The sequence below is a fragment of the Paenibacillus durus ATCC 35681 genome, from assembly GCF_000993825.1.
Classification (GTDB): Bacteria; Bacillota; Bacilli; order Paenibacillales; family Paenibacillaceae; genus Paenibacillus_AQ; species Paenibacillus_AQ durus_B.
Window position 1 is genome coordinate 3,742,642 of sequence record NZ_CP011114.1, and the last position, 21,297, is coordinate 3,763,938.

The following is a 21,297-nucleotide window of genomic DNA, read 5'->3' on the forward strand; positions in this document are numbered from 1 at the left end:
AATGCCACGCGTGGCGCGCCGCTGTCTCAGCCGGGGGATACCCTGGGTGAAGGGGAGGACGTTAGCGCGTCCTCCTTTTTCTTATGCCACGGAATCGGCTCGACCGATCAATACCGGCTCGGTTCCGGTGGCCGCATGATACCTCTTCTTAATAACGTCGCAGAAGACAGGGTCCAGTTCCATTGTCCGGCAGATCCGGCCAAGCTGGTCGCAGGTCATCAGCGTTGAGCCGCTGCCGCCGAACAAGTCGACAGCCACGTCTCCGCGTCGGCTGCTGTTCTTTATTGGAATGGCCAGCAACTCCAGCGGCTTCTGCGTCGGGTGTACATACTTCGTCACATCGCCGCGGCTGACCTCCCACACTGTCTCCGGGAGCGGCTCTTCAGCCGGGAGACCGGCACGCCATACCGTTGTTTGCCGGCGATCACCGTACCAGGCTGGCGCCTTCCCCCGAATGTGGGCGTAAAAGACCGGCTCGTGTTTGAAGCGATACTGCGCCCAACCGAAGGAAGCCGCATTCTTGACCCAGATACACTGCGTCCGGACCTCGATGCTGGCAGCATTCATGGCGTCTTCGAACTCCCGCTGATAAGACGACGGATGGAAGACGTAGATCGCGGCCGCCGGGTCCATGATGGCGGCGTATCTCTCGAAGACGGCATGCAAAAAGCCCGCAAATTCTTCTGCAGGCATGTTGTCGTTCAATATACTGACGCGTCCGTCGGCGGCCAGCCTTGCGGAATCACTCTCTACGGCTACATTGTACGGCGGGTCCGTCACCACAAGCGCGGCCCTGGCGCCGTCCATAAGCCGGCTGACGTCTGCTTCATCCGTTGAGTCGCCGCACATCAGCAGATGCGGCCCGAGCTGCCAGATATCGCCGCGCTGCGTCTCAGGCTCCTCAATAGCAAGCAAAGCGTGCTGAACATCGAAACCATCCTCTTCGACAAACACACCATCGTCGCTGGGTTGCTGCAGACCTGACAGGTATCCTTCCAGATCGCTTTGCAAATAGCCGGTTTCAAGAGCAATCTCCTCCAGCGTATACGAACTGGACAACTCCTCAAGCAGTGATGCAAGGAGTTCTTCATTGGTCCTGCCCCGTAAATTGCTGAGACTTACCGTCAACAGCTTGGACTCCTCTTGGCTGGATTCTACGATGACGCAGACCATATCAGTTAACCCTGCCTCCTTGGCCGCTCTCCAGCGCTTCTCCCCCTTGATAATCGTCATGTCCGCTCTGATCAAGATCGGCTGCAGCACACCATGTTTCTTTACGCTGGCCACCAATGAGCGGTAACGGTGGTCGTCCATTTCATTCGGGTTCCAGCCATTACTGCGCAGCTGCAGAATCGGTATTGTCTCAACCTTCAACTCGATCTCCTCCCAACCATTGAAGATAGATCTGCTCGGCGATCCGCCGCATCATCAAGGGCGGAACGCTCATACCGCAAACGTATGACACATCTGCATCCATGAAATCATAATCAGCGGGGAAGGTCTGGATACGTATAGAATCAACGTCGCTGATCCGGCATGGCTCATCTGATCTGAGAAACCAGGACGAGCTTGCCAGAGTGTTCGCGACCTTCTGATCCTTCAATATGATTGTATTGAAGTCGCTTGCCTTGCCTTTCTCTCTCCGCGTCACATGCCCCATGCTTAAATCACTCGGCCGCTTCCGCTGCCATCTCCGGAACGTTTCCTTAACAGGGTTCAACGGCTTCCCTTCTCCCGACCGAACCTCTCCATACAATACCGGCGGTTCATTCAACTCCAGACGAAGCGACGGGAACGCCTGATCCTCCCGTGCTGCGATAAAGAAAAGTCGCTCCCGTTTCTGGGGAACGCCCATCGTCGCTGAATTGAGAAGAAAGAGCTGCGGTCTGTACCCGAGTTCCCGGAAGCGGGACAAGACCAGGCTTACGAAGCCGCGAGCCTTACCGATCATCATGCCGCGCACGTTCTCGGCGACGACGATCCGGGGCCGGAGCTTCGCGGCCACGTCCAAGAAGTCAAAGAACAGATCATCCAGCCGTTGCTCGGCTTGACCTTCTCTGAATTTGAATTCCTTTCCCCATTTATCCTCCCGATCCCCCGCCGTAGAAAACACGCTACAAGGCGGCGATCCGTCCAGAATGTCCAGGTCGAACAGTTCCGGCGGCAACTCCGCATCCGGCAGCGACTTGAAGTCCTGAATCGGCATCAAGAACGGGTAACGCGGATTATGATTACGCTGGTAGATGCGCATCATCTGCGGGTCAATCTCCACATTGCCCAGCACGGTATATCCGGCAAGCTTGTAGCCCATTGTTGAACCGCCGCCGCAGCTGAAACAGGAGAACACCGTCCGGCCATGCTGTGGAACGTCCGCCAAATCGGTTAAGCGCCAATCCCATACGGGGCGACTCATGAAGGGGCTCCCGGCTGGTCGAACACAAATCCACAGCGCGGACATTTACAGTCAAAGCGGGATTCGTCAAAGTCCGCCACATCCAGCTCCCGGTTCTGAAAGTCACCAAGCTGATCTGCCGCCGGCTCCGTGAACTCTGCGATCAGATCGTCAATCTCGTCTGCATCAAACCCGGACAACGATACGTCCAGACTACCTTGCTGCAGCTCGCCCAACAACCTGGCCAGTGCCTCGTCATCCCATCGGCCCGAAACCTTGTTGAGCGCCAAGTTAAGCAGCTTCTCCCGCTCCGGGTCCAGGTTGACCACGGAAACTGCCAGCTCCGTGCGGCCCTGCTCGTTGACCAGCACCTTATACCGCTGATGTCCACCGACCATGTTACCGGTTTGCTCGTTCCAGACGATCGGGTCAACATAGCCGAATTCGTCAAGGCTGCGGCGGAGTTTCTCGTATTCCGGATCGCCTGGCTGAAGGTCGACACGCGGGTTGTAGGCTGCGGCGTTGATCTGCTCGATCGGTATGGTTCTGATGTCCATTTTGGACCCTCCTTTATGTTAAGTTGGTTTTTCCTCTTGGGGTAGGCACAGGTTTCGACACAGGCCAAGGGAATCGACTCACACTGCCATTCTTCGGTTTCATCCCTGCAAACGGACGTTCTCATGTACAATCTCTCAGAACGGCTCACAGAAGGTTGTTTTTGGGCATAAAAAAAGCACCCGAAGGTGCTTCTTGTCTCACGTTATGGTTGTCTTCTTTCAAGAGCTGACGGCAGCTTTTATTTTCTTTCGTAAATGGCGACACTGCAGTAATTGCCATCCTCGTCGACTTGAGGAATCACGCTGTGCAGTCTCCATCCATCGTGGTATTGACGATTCAACTCCAATTCCAGTTCATTAACGATAGATGAGTTCGTCAAAGGGTTGATTCGTTCCGCTTTGTACTGCTGCTGTGGAAATTGTTGCTGCATAAATGCACCTCCCTTCGACATCACATTTCGACATTCAGGAAGGTTTTTCCTTCTGACACTTCTGCTTGCTGCAAAATTGCTTCGTTCCTGTCCATTCGCCCCAATAACATCCTTTGCATCGGATTGGCTGCCGTGGCGGGTCTTTAAACCGCTGCTGCTGCTGCTTCAAGAACAATTCCCCCAATAGAAAATAGAAAAAGCCGTCCATAAATGAACGACTTTGGATGATATATGTACGCTTTTGTACGAAAAAATGACGGTTTTGGCGAAATGCGCACACCTTAAAGAATGGCGTCCGCTCCGCATCCGCAGCAAATGCGCTGCGCTCTTTGCTTAAAATCTTTACGGACTTTGTTACAAAGGAGGACAAGACCATTTTACTGATTGCCTGAAATCGAAGTCAAAAGCTTAAACATCGATTATTGGCCTTCAATAATAAAAATTCACTGCCGTGCTATCTTATGCTCGTTATTTTACATTTGAGCAGTAAAACAACTGAAGGAGCATAGCCAGGAACTCTTATCAGGAGTTCCCCTTTGCTCGACTGCCTCCCGGTTGGCCCTTCAGTTGCTTTACTCCAGAAACGGAAAAGACGAGAGGAGGTACGCCCCGGTTAAGCGCCGCTGCTGCGGCCGTGCGTGTCACTCTCGCCTGATTTCCACGTTCTCATAGTATCACGGAAAATGCGTCATTTGGTGTTCATCTTACGGTCAATAATCACCGGAAATGCGTCATTTTACGGTCAAATATCTGAGGCTGTTTTTGTAATGTATTCATCAACGCTGTCATAGTACTTGAACTGTGCCTTGTGGATGAGCCAATCAATGTTTTCACGCTTCAACTGAGGTCCGTACATGCAATGACTCAACATTTTTATTTGTTGCTCTTCTCTGATCCGTATGATCTGGGACTCTTGTTCATTCACGATGTAAAACTCTGGCTCTGTGGACTCATCCATGTAAACCATCTGAGTGCCGCCACCAAACCAGTTTCCCCGACGATCTTCCCTATAACCGCTAAATTCCATCCAGACTCCTCCCGACAACATATATTAACGGAAGTATATCACACCTCATATTTCGCCACATCCTTCTCAAAGAATCCCATCAGTTTCAATGTGTTCGCAATGCTCTCGGTTCCCTCGTCAAGCTTACGCCGAACTGTGCTGTGGCTCATGCCGTGCCTGAAGAAAAGTACTGTTCCCTTGAAAGAATGCCCCTCAATATAACGATGCTGAATTGCCTGCCGCGAATCATCGTCAAATATCAGATCAATTGCCCGTCGAATCACGCTGGTATAGAGCCGGTACTGTTCATATACCCAGCGCTGTTTCTCGGCCAAAATAACAGCGTTCGCCGCCTTATCTGCATGCAGCGCATCCTGGTCAATCCGGCGCGCAACCTCGCCGTCGATAGCCACCTGCTGCATGTCTTTCGTGTGATTTTCATAATCATCCATCAATAAACGCATGCTCTTATATTTACCCAGGAGGAACTTAGTTCTTGCAATCTCTGTATCACTTGCCTCCGGGAACAATACGCCATCTTCCCACTCTGCCACTGCCATTCCCCTCATTCCCCTTTATGCTATAATGTCAAGAGGAATGATTTTCAGTTAAGGACCCCCGCGCCCGGCCAGGTTATGGGGGTCTTTGCATTACTTTAGATATCGGCCCCATCGTCCTTGCTTGGGAGCTGTGATACAGGTTTCGAAACCATTGTTCGGCCTGCGTGCCGGCGGCTTGTCTGCCCCGATCTGGCGGAGATGCTCGGCGAGCTGCTCCGGCGTCCATGTGCTGCAAGTGACTTTTCGGTAATCAGTCATGATAAGCCTCCATATATTTTTTCAAAATTGCCCGCGCCCTTTCCCCGCCATCTGCCAACACCGGCGCAGATTTATCGGTGATGAATTCCCAATTCAACCGATCGGCATAGAACTTTAAGACCTGTTCCAGTTCCTCTGCGGAAACTCCCTTTTCCTGTAGCTTGACGCTCATCTTGACGCGGATCGTCCTCGGTCCGTCGGAGCTCTTAGAAATGTATCCTTTTTGACAAAGCAGCTCAATATGCCGGAATGCCGTGGAAGATGACTGTAAATTTAGCAATTGCGCAACTTCCCGGACTGTGGGAGGGTAGCCTTTTTTCGTGATGAACCCCTGAATGACTTCCAGCGTTCTGGCTTGCTGTGGTGTTAAGTTCTTGTCGGTCATGACTCAGCACCTTCCCCCATATCCGCACCGATTATGGCGTTTAACCGCTGCGCCCGCTCCGTTGTGTCATCGGTCAGTTCTTCTCCGATTTTCTCCAGAGCTTCCCGTTGCCGTTTTATGATCTTGTGGGCTTCGATAGCCGCCTGCTTACTGAGGCTGAGGGAGCGTCGTTCTTCCTTCAGCGCGGCCCGAGCCGTCTTGACGTCGGCAATCAACTTTACAATGTCGCCGCGCACGGACATGCTGTTGTACTCCGGTTCGATCGGGTAGCCCAAGCCGTCAGTCGGTACGGTACGGTATTCTTTGCCCAACTCGTCAAGCTGCTCGTCCGAAAAGTATGTGCCGGCGAGAGCGGCGCCTTGCAACTGATTGATGCGCACCAATGCCGTACCATACGCCAGCAACACGTCGTCTATGATTCCATCGGGGTCTATAGTAATCGGGATGCCATCCGGTCGGGAGCGGACGGCCAAAACCCGGTCTCCCGGGGATACTAGCAGTTCGGTGCCGTCCAGCAGGGGATATACTTCTTCCGACGTGCCATCTACGGCAGCTGGTGCAATGCTCTGCATCCATTGCCATATATCGGCTGACAAGTCTGCGTTGCTTGTCGCGTCTGCGTACCTGAGCAGCGCGGCCACAGCAGCCGGGTCCCGATCCGGGCGAAGCACAAAGCAATTGCCGTCGACCTCCACTCCAGTTTCCCGCTTGATAATCTGGTATTTGTTACAGAGTCCTTTGGATTGATCGCTCATGACTGCACCTCTCCCTTTGGCTTGATCCGGCAGGTAATCAGCGCCGTGTGCTCGATTGCGATATTTCCGTCCCCGTCAGTATAAGACGCTGCCAGAGGATGGATGGATATGACCTCCGTCTCACCTAGATCCATTAGGACCACGTTGATAGCCTCGTCCAGGTTGACATATCGTTTTTGAATATAATCTTGTCCTGCCCATGCCATCGCTGTTACGATTTCAGTTGCTTTGCCTAACATGTTCGTTTCCTCCCTTTGGTCTTATCCCGGATTATGAAAATCTGCGATTCTGCATGAACCATTCCCGACCTGCAGCTGTATTGAGGAACGCCTCTGCCTTGCGGTAATGGTCGATTCGCCGGACCACGCCCAACTCTTTCAAAGCTGGAACGGAACAAAGTCCCAAGAACCTATTGTGTTCATCGTGAATCTCATAGACGCCAGCTCCGTAAGGGCCACCGGTTGCATGGCAAGAGATTTTCAATGTCTCTGCCGATGCCCCATACAGAACCAGCTTCTTCCCGGGGTCTGGCGCTGTGAATACTTCGTTATAAATTCCGTCCTTGAACTCTTCGGATGTGGCCTTCACCGCAGCTGCAATAAAGTCATCCGTGACTGTGTAAAGGATCGGCTGACCGCCGGCAGCGATGATTTCTTTGGCCTGATCCAGCGTGATAACCTCTCCGTAGTGATTGATGTAAGAATGCGGGAGAAGCTCATTAATATGCACTGTTTCCACGCTTATCCTCTCCTTTATGGGAGGGCCGAAGCCCGTCCCTTATTCGATTTCTTCAACTTCCGTTTTCACGGGAATATCATGCAGATCGTAGATATAGACTTCAATATCCCGAAATTCATAATGGCCACGCCGGTCGGAATAATGGTTCCGCGTCCGGACAATCTTCGCCGAAGGGAACCGTGATTCAATCAGCTTAATGAGTTTGGTGCGGTTATTGTCATTGTCTATCAAGTGAGGTTCATTGCCGCGTTTATCAAATCCGATGTTCCATCCCTCTTCCTGCAATTGCTCAAGGCGGCTTTTATGCTGGGCTTTATCCGTTACAGGAGTATCCGAGAATGTTGATCCCATGTACTCGAGCATGAAGCAGAATTTCGCTTTATAGAAGCCGTATTGCGTGAGCCCAGCATCCGATACATGCCGGAAACCGTATTCTCTCCACCAATCCGAAACAATGCTTGTAAGGTGTGTAATCTGCTCTTTCAAACCATCTACAGGGCGGGCCTCCCCCATCTGATTCTCAAGTTCTCGAATCCGTTCATTGGCTTTCCGGATCTCGCGGTGACGCTCTTCCTTCTCTTTCGTTAAGACACTCTCATAACCGAGTTGTTTGGCGATTTCCCCGAAATGGCTTTCTATCAGACTAGGAAGAATGCCGGCCATCTCCTGGGACAAATCATCAGTGCTAATCCATTCATGTAGCTGCTTGGCCGCGAAGAACAGATCCTTCGTTGATTTAAGGACAACCGCCTTATCATCGGCGGTAAAAGTCACATTGGCTTCGTGGGTCATTCGTTTATCTCTCCTTATGAGGCTATGCCCGCTTAAAATAGCTGCAACTGACCGACCTCTCCGGCTGCTACCGGATTGATCCAAAGGACTTCTATTCGTGGCTTTCCCCGATCAGCTGTAGCAGCCCTCTCGTTTCTTTGCCAATGCTTCAGTCTCTCATCGTACAAAGGGTGCGAATATCCCGAAAGTAGAACCGGTCCGGGATGCGCGTCCAATGCATCCAGGAGTTTAAGGTGGGCCTCTTCGTCAGTTTCTCCTTCCTCGGCCATCTCGTGTTTGTACATTCGTGAAGCCCTCGTTTCAAGGAGATAAGGCGGGTCCGCATAAATGCATACATCTGGAAAGCGGTATCGCTCAAGCAGTTGCAAAGCTGGCTGATTTTCCAGTTGAACATCTTTTAAACGGTCGCAGCACTGAAGGATCTCGAGGGGAATTTCCCGCCACTGCTTCGGCCATATCTTGTGTGGAGCCTTGTCGTACTGGATGTTGCTGCGCCAGCCGGTGCGGTCGCTTGTCTTTGCCCCAATTGCCTGCCAGGTCCGGACCAGGAAGCGCCGGGCCTTCTCTAACGTATCCGCAGACTCTTCGTAGGAACGGTAGTATTCCTCCCGGCTGTATGGCGTCCACTGAACCATATGTGCCAGTTCATTCGGCCGATCTCTAATGACGCGGAATAGGTTCACTACGTCTCCATCCAGATCGTTTACTGTTTCAAGTGCTGACGGAGGCTTATTGAACAACACCGCCCCGCTGCCGAAGTACGGCTCTAGGTATGTTGTGTGCGGCGGCATGTGGCTGATGATCCAGTTAGCCATGCTCCATTTGCTGCCGGGGTAGTGTAATATGCGAGGGACTTTCATTGGCGTTCTCCTTTCTGGGCTTTACCCCTGTATTGGCCTTACCTCAGACCATTTACGGCCTCTGCTGCTGCATTAACCTCAGCCTGCCATCTATCCAGCGCCTCTCTCCCCGGACCGACGCTCTGTACACATGCCGGACGAATAGGACAGCGGGCGCAATTCGATTTGTAGTTTTCATTACATATTTTCTTTGTTGCTGGGCTGATCTCTGTCATAGGCTAAACTCCAGCTGCCCGGCTGCCGGCTTGTACCGCTCCAACGTGAGCTCTCGGCCAGCACCGACACACATTTCCGGCAAGTTCGACCTTACAAGCGCGGCAGCGAATGGCGGCGGAACGGCATTTCCGCAGCGGGCGACCTGTGCGCTCTTAGAATACTTCTGTCCGTCCGCGTCCACGTCGATGATGTAGTTGGCCGGGAAACCCTGTGCCGCGAACAATTCGTGCGGTTCGAGCATCCGCATGCCGATATCTACGATCTGATATTCGATGCCTTTAATCGTGACAATGCCGAATCGGTCATGCGTCATAATCGTGTGCAGCGGCTCTTTTAGTGATTGGCCGACGTCTTTAAAGTTGTATTTGATTAGGAACGCCCGAACCTCACCGAAGTGCAGTCCTCCAGCTGTAATCGTTTGAAGCGGCTCCGTAACAGGCTGACCTATATTAGTGCCTCTCATTTTTACAAGGTGACTCGTGACAAGGCCGCTCTTCCCGCCGCCCCCGGCGGTTACGGTGCCGAGTGGTGCGTCAACGGGGCTTCCGACCGACTCTCCGAAATGGCGGACGACATGCGCCGTTACCAGCGCGTTATGATCAACGGTCGTAACGGTCGGCGCTGGCTCCTGCAGGTCGGCGCCCGGACCGGTGTAATTTCCGCCGTAGTGCTTCGCCAGAAACGCAGCAACCAGCCCATAACGGTTGGAAGCATCCACTGTCAATACAGGCCTGTTGATCTCCTGCCCACGGACATTTCCTTTGGCTCCCTCGGTGTGATATTGCGTCAGGAATGGAGTTACCAGCAGATGCTCTGCCTTAGTTGTGACGGTCGTCAACGGATCATCAAGCTCGTACTGCAGCCGGTCTCCGCCGAATCCGGTCTGTCCGATTCGGGCGATGTACGGCGTCACAATCCCCCATCCGTTCTTTGCAGTCACAGTTTGCAGCGGCTCATTAAGTAGCTGCCCTCGGAACTGGTCGTATTTGTGGTTCACCTTGATCACGTAAGGGGCTATAAACGGATTCGGATTGTTAAGGATAAATTTTTGCAGGCCCCTGGCTATCCTCCGCTCGGTGTTCTCGGCCAACGGCTTCTTGCGCTCAAAGATTGAAGGGCAGGGAATGGACCAGTCAATGATCTCCGCTGCCGTCCTCCAAGGCTTTAACTTTCCGGCTTTAACCGCCTCGCTCGCAGGGTCCCCATGCGTCGGTTCCGGCCAGACGATCTGGCGTCCGTCCCGCCTTGCGACCAGGAATAGCCGCTTGCGGATTGTAGGCGCTCCGTAGTCGCAGGCACGCAGCTCACGCCACTCGACGCGATAACCTTGCCGCCGGAGGGCATTCACGAAGCTATTAAATGTCCGTCCTTTCCGGTCCGGATCAGGGTATCCATCTTTAAGCAACGGCCCCCATGTTTTGAACTCTTCCACATTTTCGAGCATGATCACCCGGGGCCGGACAGTGGCCGCCCAGCGCACCGCGACCCATGCGAGCCCGCGAATTCCCTTCTCTACCGGCTTTCCGCCCTTGGCCTTGGAAAAATGTTTGCAATCCGGGCTCAGCCAGACCAGTCCGACCGGACGACCACCGGTTACCTCCCGGGGATCAACATCCCAAACGCTCTCACAATAATGCTCCGTCTCGGGGTGATTTGCTCGGTGCATGGCAATCGCCGCTGGGTCGTGATTGATTGCAATATCCACCGAACGCCCCGTCGCCAGCTCAATGCCGGTTGAGGCGCCTCCGCCGCCGGCGAAGTTATCGACGATGATTTCCACTCCTACACCCCCACATTTTGAAATTCCTTACCTTCCGTCTCCTCAATCGTAATTGTGGCCATCCCATCCCAAGTCTCACGGATTTCCTTGGCTTTTGCCTTTACGGCAGCCGCCTGCTTCGGCTGCAGCTCTATAGCCATCGCCTCTTCGTAGTGCTGAGCTGCAGCGGCATACGCGCGAGAGTGTACGAAATTCATCCAGCTCCAAAATTTTGCGTTCGACAGCGACTTTACCCATTGGAAAGCCTTGCGGCGCTGTTGATCGTTCATCTTGGCTGCACCTCCTGATATTGAAAGGAAGCTGACGTATGCCAACCAATTGCACCGAACTCTTTTCTAAGTTCCTCCTTCAGATGATTCATTCGATCGTTCATGGATTTCAGCTTCTCGGCAGCAGCTTGATACCCACCGATCTCTTCAATACACTCCGGATGACAGACACTGTTCGGGAAGTGCTTATGATTGCAGCCGAGGAAGCGCGTTTCTATACCGCCTTCAATTTCATTGCGACACAAGGGGCAATGTGCAACCCTTCCGCGCACCTTAGCGTAATTCTCCGAGAAGGGCATCAGCATACTAAACACTGGAACCCCTTCTATGCTGGCAACTTCTTCGACCTTGCTCATTTGGGATACACCCTCCTAATCATCATTTCCCAAGCCGATCAATTCGGCTGAATATTCATAAAAGGCGCGCTCGTCGCGTCGGTCCAGTGCGTCGTCAATCTTCTGCAGGAGCTGCTGCCAGCGAAATCGCCGGATAGCCTGTTCCAGCACCGCCTCCGCGTTGGCGTCGAGTATCAACTCGTATATAGATCGCGAAATGAAGAACACGGCGTTTCCCCTCCTTTGTAAGAGAAGAAGCAGCTTACGCTGCCCCTCCGCCTCCTTGCATTTTCTTCGCCGCTCGTTTCTTGTACACGCTCCATTTGGCAGCCAATTGCCCGCGATCCATACCGTTAGATTCCGCGAGTTCCTTCCAGGTCTTATTTTCCTTCAGGCGTAATTCCAGTAGAGCGGGAAACTCAATAGGTTGGCCGTTAAATTCGATGTCATCGAACAGAGGGCGGTCTTCCAAGATAAATGCCTCCAGAGCATCTTTACTTACTTCATCCGTGGCGGCAGGGTCCGCTGGATCGGCACCGCCCGCTTCACCGCTTTCTCCCTGAACGGCTTCTCCAGAAGCTTCGCCTTCGGTTCCTTCGCCATCCTGATCATCCTCGGAGCTTCCTGCTTCACCTTCACCGTCAGCCGTCGGATCAGCACCATCCTGTTTTCCACCTTCAGAATCCGCCTTTGAATCGTCCAGACCAGGAACCGATCCTGCCGCCGTCGGTTCAACTGGGGCCTGCCCTTGCCGCCATTCGTCCCACTTTGCAGCCAGCGGAGCGATCCGTTTGCGGTATTCGTCCACCATGACAACGAATACTCCAACGCCCATATCCACATCCGCAGCGATTTTCAGATATGTTTCACCGTCAAGGAGGCGCTGCTCGATATCTTGAAAGTCATAGTCCATATCTTCGAAATTCTGTGCTAAGCCACTCAGGATAAATGCTTGGATGACCTCAAGATCGATCTGCTCTGGCTCTGCCTTTACCTCCACCTTATCCGGCGGCAATCCCAAATCCATAGAAAGCTGCTCACCTTCCGGTTTGGCTACGGACACGACCCCGCCGTTGTCGACAGTGTACTTCGTAAGCGGCTGCCCGGTTTTGGCGTTTTTCATAACCTTGTACGTGACAATTTGCGAGTCCAGGCCACCGATGACCTTCAGCTCTAGCATGCTTTGCAGCGTATTATATTGACCGTCCAACTCCTCGGCGGGAATGCTGATTGTGATTTCCGTCTCGTCGGCAGATTTAAGGTTAATCTTCTTGACCGTCCCTTTGAAATTGATATAGCTCATCGTTAAGCCACTCCCCTGATATATTTTTGGTGATAAGCCCAGCAAAGGGCCAAAGCGTCGGAAGGGTCGAACAGCCGCTGCTGCACGTCCCCTTTCTTGTACCTGCCTTTCGGGTCATCTTTTTTGTACAGGACAGGGATCGCCAGTTCGTCGTAATCCAAGTTAAACAGCATCTGCATTTCGACAGCGACCGTTTCCTTGTCAGCATTGCCTTTTCCAGTCTGCATTTTGAGCTCGGAAGGCCGGATCTCCCTGATCTGGACTCCGTGATGTAGAGCGGCTAGCGTAACCATGGAGTAGGCGCCGACGAGAGCCAAAATTACGCCTGACCCCCGAAAATGAACCGGACGTTCCAGGATGATCAGATCCGGCTGCTCTTGCTCAACCATCCGGAAAGTATCTTGGTAAATGGCATCCAACACTTCAGGCATCTTGATTTTGCTGTAGTCACGAAGACCGAACTCAATCGGCTTTCCGTTTTCCATCGTCGCCCAACCGGCGTAGTTTGTACCGTGGTCGATTCCTAGCAGTTTCATGCCTTTTACCTCCCCTCTTCCGCAGCGGCATCATGGCCGAATCCAGCACGTAAACCGTTCCGACCTCTCGACCGTTGTCGTCCCAAACGGTGAAGAAATGCCTACGCTGGAAGAACGGGTCAGGCAGCTTCCGCTTATTTTTCATTTTGCGCATCGCCCCCGCCCACTTGCCGCTCTCCGAAGGTCATCTCATACTCCGCGATGCCCTCCTGAACCTCTGCCATCTCCAGGTCGTCAAAGTCTACCAGCAGCTCATCCAGCCCGGGAACCTGGCCTGTATCCATGTACTGCCGCCGTATGTGATTGTAAACGTGCCAGTAATTCCGGCGTCCGTTCATTACGCCCACCGCCGCACATTCCGCGTCTTGCCGGAAACCCGGTGAATAATTATCAGTTCCGGCGTTTTCCCTTTGATATCCCGCTCGACTAGCCAATTGTCTGCATTCAAGCCAGCCGCCTTGATTTCATCCTTCTGGCGGCGATTTGGCCGCTTCCCTTGTTTCATGCCCGTTTCTCCTCCTTCACGCCCATTTGCGCTTGTCCATATTTTTCACGTCACCAGACGGCGGCGCCGGTTCGTTATGTGAACGCTCGTAATTAACGAACTTGTTAAACTGCTTGAGGAACACCAGCTCCACCGTTCCTACTGGACCATTCCGCTGCTTGGCTATAATGACCTCAATGATGTTCTTCTTCTCGGCCTCCTGGTTGTAGTAATCATCGCGGTACAGGAAGGCGACAATGTCGGCATCTTGCTCAATGGCGCCGGATTCCCGAAGATCGCTCATCATCGGACGCTTGTCCTGCCGCTGCTCCACCCCTCGGCTGAGCTGAGACAAGGCAATAACCGGCACTTCGAGCTCCCGGGCAATTTGCTTGAGTGTCCGGCTGATCTGGGATACCTCTTCCTGTCGGTTAGCACCGCGGCGCCCGCTGCCCTGAATGAGCTGGAGATAGTCGATGAGAATCATGCCGAGGCCCTTTTCCTTCTTGAGCCGCCGACACTTGGCCCGAATCTCGTTCACCGTTATGCCTGGAGTATCGTCAATGTGGATGTCCGCCTCAGAAAGTGAACTGACAGCTGTAGCCATACGCTCCCAGTCATCGCCCTCAAAGCGGCCGGTCCGCATCCTGCTCGCGTCGATCTGGGCTTCAGCGCATATCATTCGCTGTACCAGTTGGGCCGCGCTCATCTCCAGGCTGAATATCGCCACCGTCTCCTTTGCACGCACCCCGACATTCTGAGCAATATTCAGTGCAAAGGCAGTTTTTCCCACCGACGGCCGCGCCGCTACAATGATCAGGTCATTGTCTTGAAACCCTGCTGTCATCCGGTCCAAATCCGCGTAGCCAGACTCTATCCCTGTGATGCCACGGTTAATGTCGCGGACATTGTAACGCTGCTCCGCCTCTTCCCAGACTTGCATTAGAGCATCCTTGATCCCAACAAACTCACGAACCGGGACCGTTTGGTCTGAGAGCTTGGATACCGCTGTCTCAGCCATTGCCAAAAAGCCTTTAACGTCCTGCTCTTCCCCGGCGTTAAGGAGCAAGTCCATCGCCGTATCGATCGTCTGGCGCCGCAGGAACATCTCCTGCACCCGCTCAGCGTAGTAGGTTGCGTTGGCCGTTGTCGGTACCGCATGTGCGAGCTTCGCCAAATAGCTGACCCCGCCGGCCTTTTCGATTTCCTCGCTGTCCTGCAGTTGAGCTGTCAGAGTGATCAAATCTATCGGCTGTCCAGCATCGTTTAGTCGGCGCATCGCCCTGTATATCCGGGCATGGCCATCGTCGCTAAATTCACCGCCCTGCAGGATATCCGCCACGGTGTCATAAGCGGCTTGCTCAAGCAGGGCAGCCCCCAGAACCGCTTGCTCGGCCTGCAGGTCAACTGGCTTCTCGATGCCCAGTTTCTCAAGTAAATCATCACGTTCAAGCATCTGTTCCACTCCGTAATTTCTGCTTCATGGATTCCCAATAGCCTTCCGGCGGGGGTGTATTGTCAGCGCCCCATGCATCAAGCTGAGCAAAATGCTCTGCGGCAGCCTCCTTGCTCCGCTGGCTGTCCAATTGATCCCCAAGCCGGCCCCGAATTTCCGCGACATTCGGCGGGAACCGCTCGGTCAGAATGTGCTGCCGGACGTTCTTTGCTGCGGCCTCATACGGGAAATCCTTCAGGTATCGGCAAAGCCGGTCAATGTTTTCCCCGCTGGAGTCGTAGCCGGGGTAATTGGCCTTAATGGCACGGACCAGTTTGGCCACTTCTGCTTTGCTCACGGCGCATCTCCTCCTCGATCAAGCGGTCAAGCTCCTCAAGCTCCCGCTGCTGTTTGGTCTTTCTCTGCGATTTATCTGACGGACCTCCCGGGGCGACTCCAGCCATCAGCGGACTGGTAGTTTGGGAATTCTGCCAGGCTTCTTCGATCCCATCCACGTAGTACAGAAAGCTGGTGGGAAACTTGAAGCCGTCGCCTTCACGTTCGCGCTTTGCCTGAAGCAGGCCCTCCATAGTTCGGATGGTAAAGGGTACCGGCATCCCCCCGGCGACCATCTTACCCATGGCTTCGCGCTCTCGTGGCCTTACCTGGTAATCAAAACGGTTGTGCATCCTGCAATAAGCGTTTAAAATGGCGATCATTCCGTCGAACTCCGGATCTTCAGAAAACTCATCTGCGAATTCCGATTCCCCGGTAGTAGTAGTGATAGTAGTAGTAAGATCTTTTAATACAGTGTTACCTGAGGTTACAACTTTCTTTAAGTAAGGACTAAAGTGGTTCCCTGAGGTTACAGCTTTCGGAAAGTGGTAACCTGACGTAACAGCTTTAGGGTCAACTTCGGAAAAGTTGTTCCCAAAGTGGTTTCCTGAGGTTACAGCTTTCTGCCCTACTTCCTCCGACCTGTTACCTGAGGTTACAGGTTTCGGAGGCCCAACAAGATGAAAATTAATAGAATACGTTCCTCTTGAAGACCCCCGGGGAGGAGGTTCATATGCAATTATTCCGGCTTCTACCAGCTTGGAGCGATAGACATTTAGGGTCTTGCGAGTGGCAATCCCCGTTTGAACCTGAAGCTCGGTATTAGTCATCTGAAAGGTCTGCATCCAGTCCAATTTGCTGGATTTGCGCCATAAGGCAACTACTATCGCAAGCCCCTCCGGTCCAAATTCCTCAGGTCCTCCAATCACCTCAAACTGGTTCAAAAGGCCGGAAATGGATGGTTCTCTGGCTGTGTCGGTCATCTACTCCCCCCTCCCGCAGCAGCCGTATATCGGTTAATCTTTGACGATTTTAATAAAAGTGCCGTTCATGCCTTTTGCCTGTAATCCGGCGTGGACGCCATCAGTCAGTGTTTCGATGGTCTTGCCCATCAGGGGGCCGATTCCGGAGGAATTACTTGCTGCAAGGGCAATGCATGATCCAAGCGCATAGGATGCCGATTGCAGAAAATGAAGCATATGTTCCTTGCTTTGGTCAGAGGCGTTCTCCAGTTTGTCTATCAGAAAATCCAAAATTTCATTCGCTTCCTTCTTTGCTTGTTCTTCTGTCAATGCGGTCATATAGCACGCTCCCTTTTCATTTTTTCTTTCCAAGCCTTATCGCCCAGGCAATCGCCGGGGCTTACCTCAAAATGCCGGCGGCCCAAGACAAAGGAAACAAATTTGTCCGTTAACCGCTCGTAGTACATACCATTGAGGAACGGCGGCGGCGCCGGAGCACATAGCTCCTCTCCGCCGAATAAATCCAACTGCACAACATCAGTCATGCCTGTCGCCCCCGATCATCGCGGATATAGATATGCGGGTACTTGGCCCGGATTACGCTAAAATCAGGGTGACCTCTGGCGAAATACTCCCGCACCTCTCGTTTAAATGCTTCCTCGTCATGCTGCAGCGCCCAAATTCTCTCCCCGATCCTGCTGGTCCAGATACGTTCACCCATCGGACCGTTCATCGGTCGGCTACCTGGACGACAACACCGGTTAACTCCTGGATTTCCCGTTTGAAGAGCTCTGCATCTGAATTCCCGTCCGATAAATGCAGCAGCCAGATCTCCTCGACGCTGCGGGTATCATTGGCTTTCAGAAAATCTTTTACATGCTCCAGACTGAAATGAGAACGAAGCAGCCGCTTTTTTTGGGCGGGATGAAGCTTTCCGGCCAGCACGCGGCGATTAACGATATCGATAGAATAATTGCACTCGATCATGATATGGGTCAGGCCCTGAAACTTGTATCTACAGTAATAGGAGTCGGTAAGAAAGACTAGCTTGTCCCCCGCCGTATTGCCGAGAAGGAAGCCCAGCGGCTCCGCTGCGTCGTGCTCTATGCCAAAACCCATGATTGTCCATGAATCGATCTCGAACGGCTCCAGCGCCGTTACAGTCCGCAGCCGATGCCCGGAAAGCCCAAGGGCATCGGCTGTACCACGACTGGTATACACCGGAATGCCAGCGCGCATGATGTCCGCTGCAGCGCAGCTATGATCTCCATGCTCATGCGTTAGCAGGCAGCCGGCAATCTCCGACATCCGATAGTTGAGAGCCCGTTGAATCGACTTATACGGGAACCCGGCTTCCAGCAGCAGAGCCGTCCGCCCGTCCGTGATTCGGTAGGCATTTCCGTGACTGCTGGAACCAAGACACTGGATGTCGATCATCAGAAATCTATCTCTTGCTCAATCGGCGGGACATCGCCGGCGAAACCGTGAGGATCATCGACAGGTTTCTTTGTACTTGTTGTCTGCGGTTGTTTCGCTGTCTTCGGAGCAGCATCCGGCTTGATATCAATCACTTCTTTGTTCGCATGCTCTGCAATCTCTGCTTTGACTTCTTCAGGCGTCACATCAACACGCTCGTCATATTCATTTTCTGTCGACCGATTAATGGCATCGACCAACAGGTCACTGTCATCACTCGTGTTAATGTAAGCCTTAGCCGCGCGATTGATTACCGTCCGCTTCGCCATTTCCTGCGGAAACTTTTTGTGTACGGCTTGTCCTGTTTTGGACTGACTCCAGGAGGAATCAATTTCCTTTCGAGTCATAACCGTAAGGATTTCTTCATCCTCGAACGTTTTGACCACGGCGTAGGCTCCCAGAATTTCATTGTCCCGATTTTCAAAATTGGTTTCATGCTTGACCAATTTTTCGCGTCCGCCAGCAACTTCATACTCAAATACATCACCCTTATAAATCACGTTTGCCCAAATATCCTTGACGTTGGACAAACGTTTAAGCACGGCCTGTGTCCCAAAATAGGAGCGGTTGAGCTGAAGCTTGCTGCCGTACACGATGAAATAACATTGTGTCTTGGCTGGGCTTAGACCTTGCACAACCATATCTAGCAACGCATTTGCAACAGATTCCCGCGAACATACCTCCAGCGCAGGCTTGCCACTCTTATCCTGAACCTCCTGGAGCTTGAAGAAGGCGCTTTTTAGCGCATTGCTCGCATTGTAATTCGGAGGCAAGATCAACCCATCATCCTGCAACCGTGTAAGGCTCCGATTAACATCATCGGTGATGTCCTTTTGAATAATCGCCACTTGATTGCTCAATTAAATCGCCTCCTTTTGAAAATGAGATTTGAAATACTCGCCGTTTTTGCGAACATGATGATCAGTTTCCGGTCTTATACCTGGAATAATCATTTCGGTATCATCTTCGTAATATGGCCTCGCGACTTGTCCGATCATCAAGCCGTTCGCAACATCGTTCTGAATAACTCTGTATTGGGTAAGCATCAAATCGCCTCCTGTTTTGGTTGGGCCGTCTCTACACGTAATGTACTGTTTCGCTTGATCCAGTTCATTTCGGCTTTCTCTTCGCTACCATGAAGCGAAATTAAATACTCTTGCACTTCCTCTGGCAACTTTTCGAAAGAAGGAGGGACAATCAACTGGATCTGCTGTCCTTCCGTTTCAACTAAGCTTGTAACTCCCTCTGCATTGTCAATAAAAATGGGAGCAGAAAAACCGTAGTGCTGGCTCAGCGTGTTAATGATGTCCAACCCGACGTTGATCCGAGCAGCATTATTCAGGCCGCCATCGTACGGGACACCGTTGTAAAGTGTGTCGCAGGTCTCCTTCAGACCGCCGTTGACCTGCTCAGAAAACAAGCGGAAGCGGGCCAATCGGAATTTGCTGTTGATCTTGGCATCCAGCATGCTGACCTTCGTACGGGTGAACTCCTCGCAAAGATAAAGCTCATGCTGCAGGCGTTCATATTCACTAGCCAGGTCGCGCTCCTGCTTCTCCAGCTCGGTGATTCGCTGATCTGCCCGCCGGACGCCATCGAATTTCGCAAGATCGCGCTCCATATCCGCGACTTCCTGCCGGAGCCGGACGATTTCCTCCCGGACGCTCGCGGCGGCAGTCTGACTGGATTCACGAAGCTGCTTGATCTCCTCCTGCAGCCGAGCCGCCTCCGCTTGCTTTCCGGCATACTCCGGATCAGCTGCCGGGTCCTTGACGCCAGCACGCAACTCGTTAAGCTCTGCCTCGGCGGTGGAAATCTCCGTTTGAAGAACGGCCAACGCATCGTTCAGGCTGTCGATCTCGGCTTGAAGCCGTATGATTTCGTGCTCAAACTTCTCAGCTTCGGCTACCGCCGCTTTACCGCTCTCGTTGATTCGGGCTTTTCGCTCAGACAGGCTGCGGTTGAAATCGGCTTCGGCTTTGTCATGCGCTGCTTTGATTTGATCTGCAGGAAGAGTTTGTCCGCAGGCCGGGCAATTATCGTCATGGTGATGTTCGAAGGCTTGCTCCTTCAGGCCCAAGAACTCCGCTCGAAGCCGGTCTGCTTCCTGCCGACGGCCCGCCGCCAGACGCTCGTTCTGCTTGATGCGCTGCTGCTTGTCCTCTACGTTCCGGCGATAGCGGTCCAACTCCTGGTGCATCCGGTTGACCTCGTCGCGCTTAATGGCCACTTTGTCCAGCACAGCCGACTGCAGCCGGGTTTTAATCTCCAGTTGCTCCGTTTCGATCTCGCGGAGCCGCTTCTCCTTCACGGCCACTTCGCCGCCGGACAGGATACGGGAAACTTCAGCTTCCCGGGCCTCAACCCGACTCCGACGAAGGGCGATGTCCTCTTTTAGCAACTCCTCATCCAGCTCCGACACGTCTGGTATTTGCCTCTTAACCTCGCTGATCCGGACCGGAAGCTCCTTGATTTCTTTATTAATGGAAGAAAGCCGAGCGGAAACGACCTTTTTATGAGACTCCATGTCCCGTCCGGCCAGAATCGCCGGCAGTTCGGCCAGCTCTTTATTGCCGTGGATAACTTCGGCGTCCGTCAGATCCCCGCAGACCTCAAGCAGCGTCTTGCGCCGCTGGTCTTTGCTGAGAACCTCATTAAAGTACGAAGGACTTGTCAGCAGCCGGAACCGGTCCTCTTTTATGATCGAGTCAACCTCGGCCTTGTACTTCCCGGCTTTAGCCGGTACACCGTCAATGAAATATGAAGTAGTATGGCCGGTGAACTCTTCGATTGCCGCCCCTCGTTTCTTAGTCCAGTCCTCTTTGAAGACCCGGCGGAACGTCCGGCGGCGGCCGTCTACGAGCAGTTCCACCTCGACCTCGTGCTCCAACTTGTGCTGCAGCACGCGGCCGTCGCTGTCCAAGCCCTTGATCTCGAAGCTCGCGCTGTTCGCGCTGTCCTTGCCAAACAAAGCCCACAGGAACCCATCAAATAGTGTGGTCTTGCCCGTGGCATTGTCGCCGAATACATCAGCGTCCCCACCGTTTGCGGCGAGGACAAATTCTTTAATCCCTTTGAAATTGCGGAGCGTCAGGCGCTCTAAAACAATTCGCTTCAAGCGATCTCCTCCTTTGCTGCCGAAGGCATCGGCTGTGGGTATTTGATGCTGTCCAGATAAGTCCGAATAGCGAATTCCACTTCTGCCAGCTGCTCAGGATCGGCATGCAGTTGGAAGGTTGCAGCTTGTTGGCTGATAGCAAGCACTGCTGGCGAATACGCATTTGGTGGTGTAACAGCAACCTCAATCCGCTTGCCGGATACATCTGCTGAAAAAGCAGTTGACATACCCAATCACTCCCTCTTGTGTAATGCGCCCTCACCTGCTAAGATGAGGGCAAGAATATATTTGATTGTCAAGGAACAGAATGGCC

Annotated in this window: 32 protein-coding genes; all 32 read right to left on the reverse strand. The window is 53.0% G+C overall.

The window, feature by feature from the left end; translation table 11 throughout:
• Positions 1-81: 81 nt before the first annotated feature.
• The 32 genes from VK70_RS17335 to VK70_RS17485 all read right to left on the reverse strand — a co-directional run bounded on the left by VK70_RS17335 (position 82) and on the right by VK70_RS17485 (position 21,211).
• Positions 82-1,374, reverse strand: coding sequence for a DNA modification methylase (locus tag VK70_RS17335; protein ID WP_025698471.1), 1,293 nt, complete (start codon positions 1,372-1,374; stop codon positions 82-84).
• A complete protein-coding gene (locus VK70_RS17340) occupies positions 1,364-2,413 on the reverse strand; it encodes a DNA cytosine methyltransferase (protein ID WP_025698470.1) in 1,050 nt (349 codons plus the stop codon). The genes VK70_RS17335 and VK70_RS17340 overlap by 11 nt, the downstream gene beginning before the upstream one ends.
• Entirely contained in the window at positions 2,410-2,949 is a 540-nt protein-coding gene (locus VK70_RS17345) for a ParB N-terminal domain-containing protein (RefSeq protein ID WP_025698469.1), read from the reverse strand. Before VK70_RS17345 ends, VK70_RS17340 begins: the two co-directional genes overlap by 4 nt.
• 239 nt (positions 2,950-3,188) lie before the next feature.
• Positions 3,189-3,380 carry a hypothetical protein gene (locus tag VK70_RS17350; RefSeq protein ID WP_025698468.1) on the reverse strand — a complete coding sequence of 64 codons (192 nt, stop codon included), beginning with the start codon at positions 3,378-3,380 and terminating at the stop codon, positions 3,189-3,191.
• A gap of 742 nt (positions 3,381-4,122) precedes the next feature.
• Positions 4,123-4,407 (reverse strand): hypothetical protein, encoded by a 285-nt coding sequence (locus tag VK70_RS17360; protein WP_025698466.1) that lies wholly within the window; start codon positions 4,405-4,407, stop codon positions 4,123-4,125.
• Between the two features lie 38 nt (positions 4,408-4,445).
• Entirely contained in the window at positions 4,446-4,946 is a 501-nt protein-coding gene (locus VK70_RS17365) for a hypothetical protein (RefSeq protein ID WP_025698465.1), read from the reverse strand.
• A 90-nt stretch (positions 4,947-5,036) separates the two neighbouring features.
• A complete protein-coding gene (locus VK70_RS28380; RefSeq protein WP_155986957.1) occupies positions 5,037-5,204 on the reverse strand; it encodes a hypothetical protein in 168 nt (55 codons plus the stop codon).
• Positions 5,197-5,589, reverse strand: a complete 393-nt coding sequence (locus VK70_RS26625; protein ID WP_025698464.1) for a LexA family protein — start codon at positions 5,587-5,589, stop codon at positions 5,197-5,199. Before VK70_RS26625 ends, VK70_RS28380 begins: the two co-directional genes overlap by 8 nt.
• On the reverse strand, positions 5,586-6,344 hold the full coding sequence (locus VK70_RS17375; RefSeq protein WP_025698463.1) for a hypothetical protein: 759 nt from the start codon (positions 6,342-6,344) through the stop codon (positions 5,586-5,588). The genes VK70_RS26625 and VK70_RS17375 overlap by 4 nt, the downstream gene beginning before the upstream one ends.
• A complete protein-coding gene (locus VK70_RS17380; RefSeq protein WP_025698462.1) occupies positions 6,341-6,583 on the reverse strand; it encodes a hypothetical protein in 243 nt (80 codons plus the stop codon). The genes VK70_RS17375 and VK70_RS17380 overlap by 4 nt, the downstream gene beginning before the upstream one ends.
• A 31-nt stretch (positions 6,584-6,614) precedes the next feature.
• Positions 6,615-7,082, reverse strand: coding sequence for a hypothetical protein (locus VK70_RS17385; RefSeq protein ID WP_025698460.1), 468 nt, complete (start codon positions 7,080-7,082; stop codon positions 6,615-6,617).
• Positions 7,083-7,121: 39 nt separating this feature from the next.
• Positions 7,122-7,874: a hypothetical protein gene (locus tag VK70_RS17390; protein ID WP_025698458.1), complete on the reverse strand. Its 753-nt coding sequence runs from the start codon at positions 7,872-7,874 to the stop codon at positions 7,122-7,124.
• 32 nt (positions 7,875-7,906) lie between these two features.
• Entirely contained in the window at positions 7,907-8,734 is an 828-nt protein-coding gene (locus tag VK70_RS17395) for a DNA adenine methylase (RefSeq protein WP_025698456.1), read from the reverse strand.
• Between the two features lie 211 nt (positions 8,735-8,945).
• A complete protein-coding gene (locus VK70_RS17400; protein WP_036642082.1) occupies positions 8,946-10,754 on the reverse strand; it encodes a DNA cytosine methyltransferase in 1,809 nt (602 codons plus the stop codon).
• Positions 10,733-10,999 carry a hypothetical protein gene (locus tag VK70_RS17405; RefSeq protein WP_025698453.1) on the reverse strand — a complete coding sequence of 89 codons (267 nt, stop codon included), beginning with the start codon at positions 10,997-10,999 and terminating at the stop codon, positions 10,733-10,735. The genes VK70_RS17400 and VK70_RS17405 overlap by 22 nt, the downstream gene beginning before the upstream one ends.
• Positions 10,996-11,355, reverse strand: a complete 360-nt coding sequence (locus VK70_RS17410) for a hypothetical protein (protein WP_025698452.1) — start codon at positions 11,353-11,355, stop codon at positions 10,996-10,998. The genes VK70_RS17405 and VK70_RS17410 overlap by 4 nt, the downstream gene beginning before the upstream one ends.
• Positions 11,356-11,370: 15 nt before the next feature.
• Positions 11,371-11,562, reverse strand: coding sequence for an IDEAL domain-containing protein (locus tag VK70_RS28385; RefSeq protein WP_025698450.1), 192 nt, complete (start codon positions 11,560-11,562; stop codon positions 11,371-11,373).
• 34 nt (positions 11,563-11,596) lie between these two features.
• On the reverse strand, positions 11,597-12,637 hold the full coding sequence (locus VK70_RS17420) for a hypothetical protein (protein WP_025698448.1): 1,041 nt from the start codon (positions 12,635-12,637) through the stop codon (positions 11,597-11,599).
• 2 nt (positions 12,638-12,639) lie between these two features.
• Positions 12,640-13,173, reverse strand: coding sequence for a crossover junction endodeoxyribonuclease RuvC (locus VK70_RS17425; protein ID WP_025698446.1), 534 nt, complete (start codon positions 13,171-13,173; stop codon positions 12,640-12,642).
• A 134-nt stretch (positions 13,174-13,307) separates the two neighbouring features.
• A complete protein-coding gene (locus VK70_RS17430; protein ID WP_025698444.1) occupies positions 13,308-13,511 on the reverse strand; it encodes a hypothetical protein in 204 nt (67 codons plus the stop codon).
• Positions 13,511-13,678 carry a DUF6906 family protein gene (locus VK70_RS28580; protein WP_169733344.1) on the reverse strand — a complete coding sequence of 56 codons (168 nt, stop codon included), beginning with the start codon at positions 13,676-13,678 and terminating at the stop codon, positions 13,511-13,513. Before VK70_RS28580 ends, VK70_RS17430 begins: the two co-directional genes overlap by 1 nt.
• 16 nt (positions 13,679-13,694) lie before the next feature.
• Positions 13,695-15,113, reverse strand: coding sequence for a replicative DNA helicase (gene dnaB / locus VK70_RS17435; protein WP_025698442.1), 1,419 nt, complete (start codon positions 15,111-15,113; stop codon positions 13,695-13,697).
• On the reverse strand, positions 15,106-15,450 hold the full coding sequence (locus VK70_RS17440; protein ID WP_025698440.1) for a replicative helicase loader/inhibitor: 345 nt from the start codon (positions 15,448-15,450) through the stop codon (positions 15,106-15,108). Before VK70_RS17440 ends, dnaB begins: the two co-directional genes overlap by 8 nt.
• Complete coding sequence (locus VK70_RS17445; RefSeq protein ID WP_025698438.1) at positions 15,410-16,411, reverse strand: hypothetical protein; 1,002 nt, start codon at positions 16,409-16,411, stop codon at positions 15,410-15,412. The genes VK70_RS17440 and VK70_RS17445 overlap by 41 nt, the downstream gene beginning before the upstream one ends.
• 33 nt (positions 16,412-16,444) lie before the next feature.
• A complete protein-coding gene (locus VK70_RS17450) occupies positions 16,445-16,762 on the reverse strand; it encodes a hypothetical protein (protein WP_158454075.1) in 318 nt (105 codons plus the stop codon).
• The gene (locus tag VK70_RS17455; RefSeq protein WP_025698436.1) at positions 16,726-16,935 is read right to left on the reverse strand and encodes a hypothetical protein; all 210 of its coding nucleotides are present in this window, start codon (positions 16,933-16,935) and stop codon (positions 16,726-16,728) included. Before VK70_RS17455 ends, VK70_RS17450 begins: the two co-directional genes overlap by 37 nt.
• The gene (locus tag VK70_RS17460; protein ID WP_051505171.1) at positions 16,932-17,123 is read right to left on the reverse strand and encodes a hypothetical protein; all 192 of its coding nucleotides are present in this window, start codon (positions 17,121-17,123) and stop codon (positions 16,932-16,934) included. Before VK70_RS17460 ends, VK70_RS17455 begins: the two co-directional genes overlap by 4 nt.
• Entirely contained in the window at positions 17,120-17,827 is a 708-nt protein-coding gene (locus VK70_RS17465) for an MBL fold metallo-hydrolase (RefSeq protein WP_025698433.1), read from the reverse strand. Before VK70_RS17465 ends, VK70_RS17460 begins: the two co-directional genes overlap by 4 nt.
• On the reverse strand, positions 17,827-18,726 hold the full coding sequence (locus VK70_RS17470) for a recombinase RecT (protein WP_025698431.1): 900 nt from the start codon (positions 18,724-18,726) through the stop codon (positions 17,827-17,829). The genes VK70_RS17465 and VK70_RS17470 overlap by 1 nt, the downstream gene beginning before the upstream one ends.
• Entirely contained in the window at positions 18,727-18,912 is a 186-nt protein-coding gene (locus VK70_RS29000) for a hypothetical protein (protein WP_025698429.1), read from the reverse strand.
• Positions 18,912-20,984, reverse strand: coding sequence for a hypothetical protein (locus VK70_RS17480; protein ID WP_025698427.1), 2,073 nt, complete (start codon positions 20,982-20,984; stop codon positions 18,912-18,914). The genes VK70_RS29000 and VK70_RS17480 overlap by 1 nt, the downstream gene beginning before the upstream one ends.
• Positions 20,981-21,211, reverse strand: coding sequence for a hypothetical protein (locus VK70_RS17485; RefSeq protein ID WP_025698426.1), 231 nt, complete (start codon positions 21,209-21,211; stop codon positions 20,981-20,983). Before VK70_RS17485 ends, VK70_RS17480 begins: the two co-directional genes overlap by 4 nt.
• Positions 21,212-21,297: the final 86 nt, after the last annotated feature.

What these genes read in the sequence shown, in the direction of transcription:
- VK70_RS17340 (WP_025698470.1), bottom strand. Translation starts at nt 2,413, where the DNA reads ATGAGTCGCCCCGTATGGGATTGGCGCTTAACCGATTTGGCGGACGTT.
- VK70_RS17345 (WP_025698469.1), bottom strand. Translation starts at nt 2,949, where the DNA reads ATGGACATCAGAACCATACCGATCGAGCAGATCAACGCCGCAGCCTAC.
- VK70_RS17350 (WP_025698468.1), bottom strand. Translation starts at nt 3,380, where the DNA reads ATGCAGCAACAATTTCCACAGCAGCAGTACAAAGCGGAACGAATCAAC.
- VK70_RS17360 (WP_025698466.1), bottom strand. Translation starts at nt 4,407, where the DNA reads ATGGAATTTAGCGGTTATAGGGAAGATCGTCGGGGAAACTGGTTTGGT.
- VK70_RS17365 (WP_025698465.1), bottom strand. Translation starts at nt 4,946, where the DNA reads ATGGCAGTGGCAGAGTGGGAAGATGGCGTATTGTTCCCGGAGGCAAGT.
- VK70_RS28380 (WP_155986957.1), bottom strand. Translation starts at nt 5,204, where the DNA reads ATGACTGATTACCGAAAAGTCACTTGCAGCACATGGACGCCGGAGCAG.
- VK70_RS26625 (WP_025698464.1), bottom strand. Translation starts at nt 5,589, where the DNA reads ATGACCGACAAGAACTTAACACCACAGCAAGCCAGAACGCTGGAAGTC.
- VK70_RS17375 (WP_025698463.1), bottom strand. Translation starts at nt 6,344, where the DNA reads ATGAGCGATCAATCCAAAGGACTCTGTAACAAATACCAGATTATCAAG.
- VK70_RS17380 (WP_025698462.1), bottom strand. Translation starts at nt 6,583, where the DNA reads ATGTTAGGCAAAGCAACTGAAATCGTAACAGCGATGGCATGGGCAGGA.
- VK70_RS17390 (WP_025698458.1), bottom strand. Translation starts at nt 7,874, where the DNA reads ATGACCCACGAAGCCAATGTGACTTTTACCGCCGATGATAAGGCGGTT.
- VK70_RS17395 (WP_025698456.1), bottom strand. Translation starts at nt 8,734, where the DNA reads ATGAAAGTCCCTCGCATATTACACTACCCCGGCAGCAAATGGAGCATG.
- VK70_RS17405 (WP_025698453.1), bottom strand. Translation starts at nt 10,999, where the DNA reads ATGAACGATCAACAGCGCCGCAAGGCTTTCCAATGGGTAAAGTCGCTG.
- VK70_RS17410 (WP_025698452.1), bottom strand. Translation starts at nt 11,355, where the DNA reads ATGAGCAAGGTCGAAGAAGTTGCCAGCATAGAAGGGGTTCCAGTGTTT.
- VK70_RS17420 (WP_025698448.1), bottom strand. Translation starts at nt 12,637, where the DNA reads ATGAGCTATATCAATTTCAAAGGGACGGTCAAGAAGATTAACCTTAAA.
- VK70_RS17425 (WP_025698446.1), bottom strand. Translation starts at nt 13,173, where the DNA reads ATGAAACTGCTAGGAATCGACCACGGTACAAACTACGCCGGTTGGGCG.
- VK70_RS17430 (WP_025698444.1), bottom strand. Translation starts at nt 13,511, where the DNA reads ATGAACGGACGCCGGAATTACTGGCACGTTTACAATCACATACGGCGG.
- VK70_RS28580 (WP_169733344.1), bottom strand. Translation starts at nt 13,678, where the DNA reads ATGAAACAAGGGAAGCGGCCAAATCGCCGCCAGAAGGATGAAATCAAG.
- dnaB (WP_025698442.1), bottom strand. Translation starts at nt 15,113, where the DNA reads ATGCTTGAACGTGATGATTTACTTGAGAAACTGGGCATCGAGAAGCCA.
- VK70_RS17445 (WP_025698438.1), bottom strand. Translation starts at nt 16,411, where the DNA reads ATGACCGACACAGCCAGAGAACCATCCATTTCCGGCCTTTTGAACCAG.
- VK70_RS17455 (WP_025698436.1), bottom strand. Translation starts at nt 16,935, where the DNA reads ATGACTGATGTTGTGCAGTTGGATTTATTCGGCGGAGAGGAGCTATGT.
- VK70_RS17460 (WP_051505171.1), bottom strand. Translation starts at nt 17,123, where the DNA reads ATGAACGGTCCGATGGGTGAACGTATCTGGACCAGCAGGATCGGGGAG.
- VK70_RS17465 (WP_025698433.1), bottom strand. Translation starts at nt 17,827, where the DNA reads ATGATCGACATCCAGTGTCTTGGTTCCAGCAGTCACGGAAATGCCTAC.
- VK70_RS29000 (WP_025698429.1), bottom strand. Translation starts at nt 18,912, where the DNA reads ATGCTTACCCAATACAGAGTTATTCAGAACGATGTTGCGAACGGCTTG.
- VK70_RS17485 (WP_025698426.1), bottom strand. Translation starts at nt 21,211, where the DNA reads ATGTCAACTGCTTTTTCAGCAGATGTATCCGGCAAGCGGATTGAGGTT.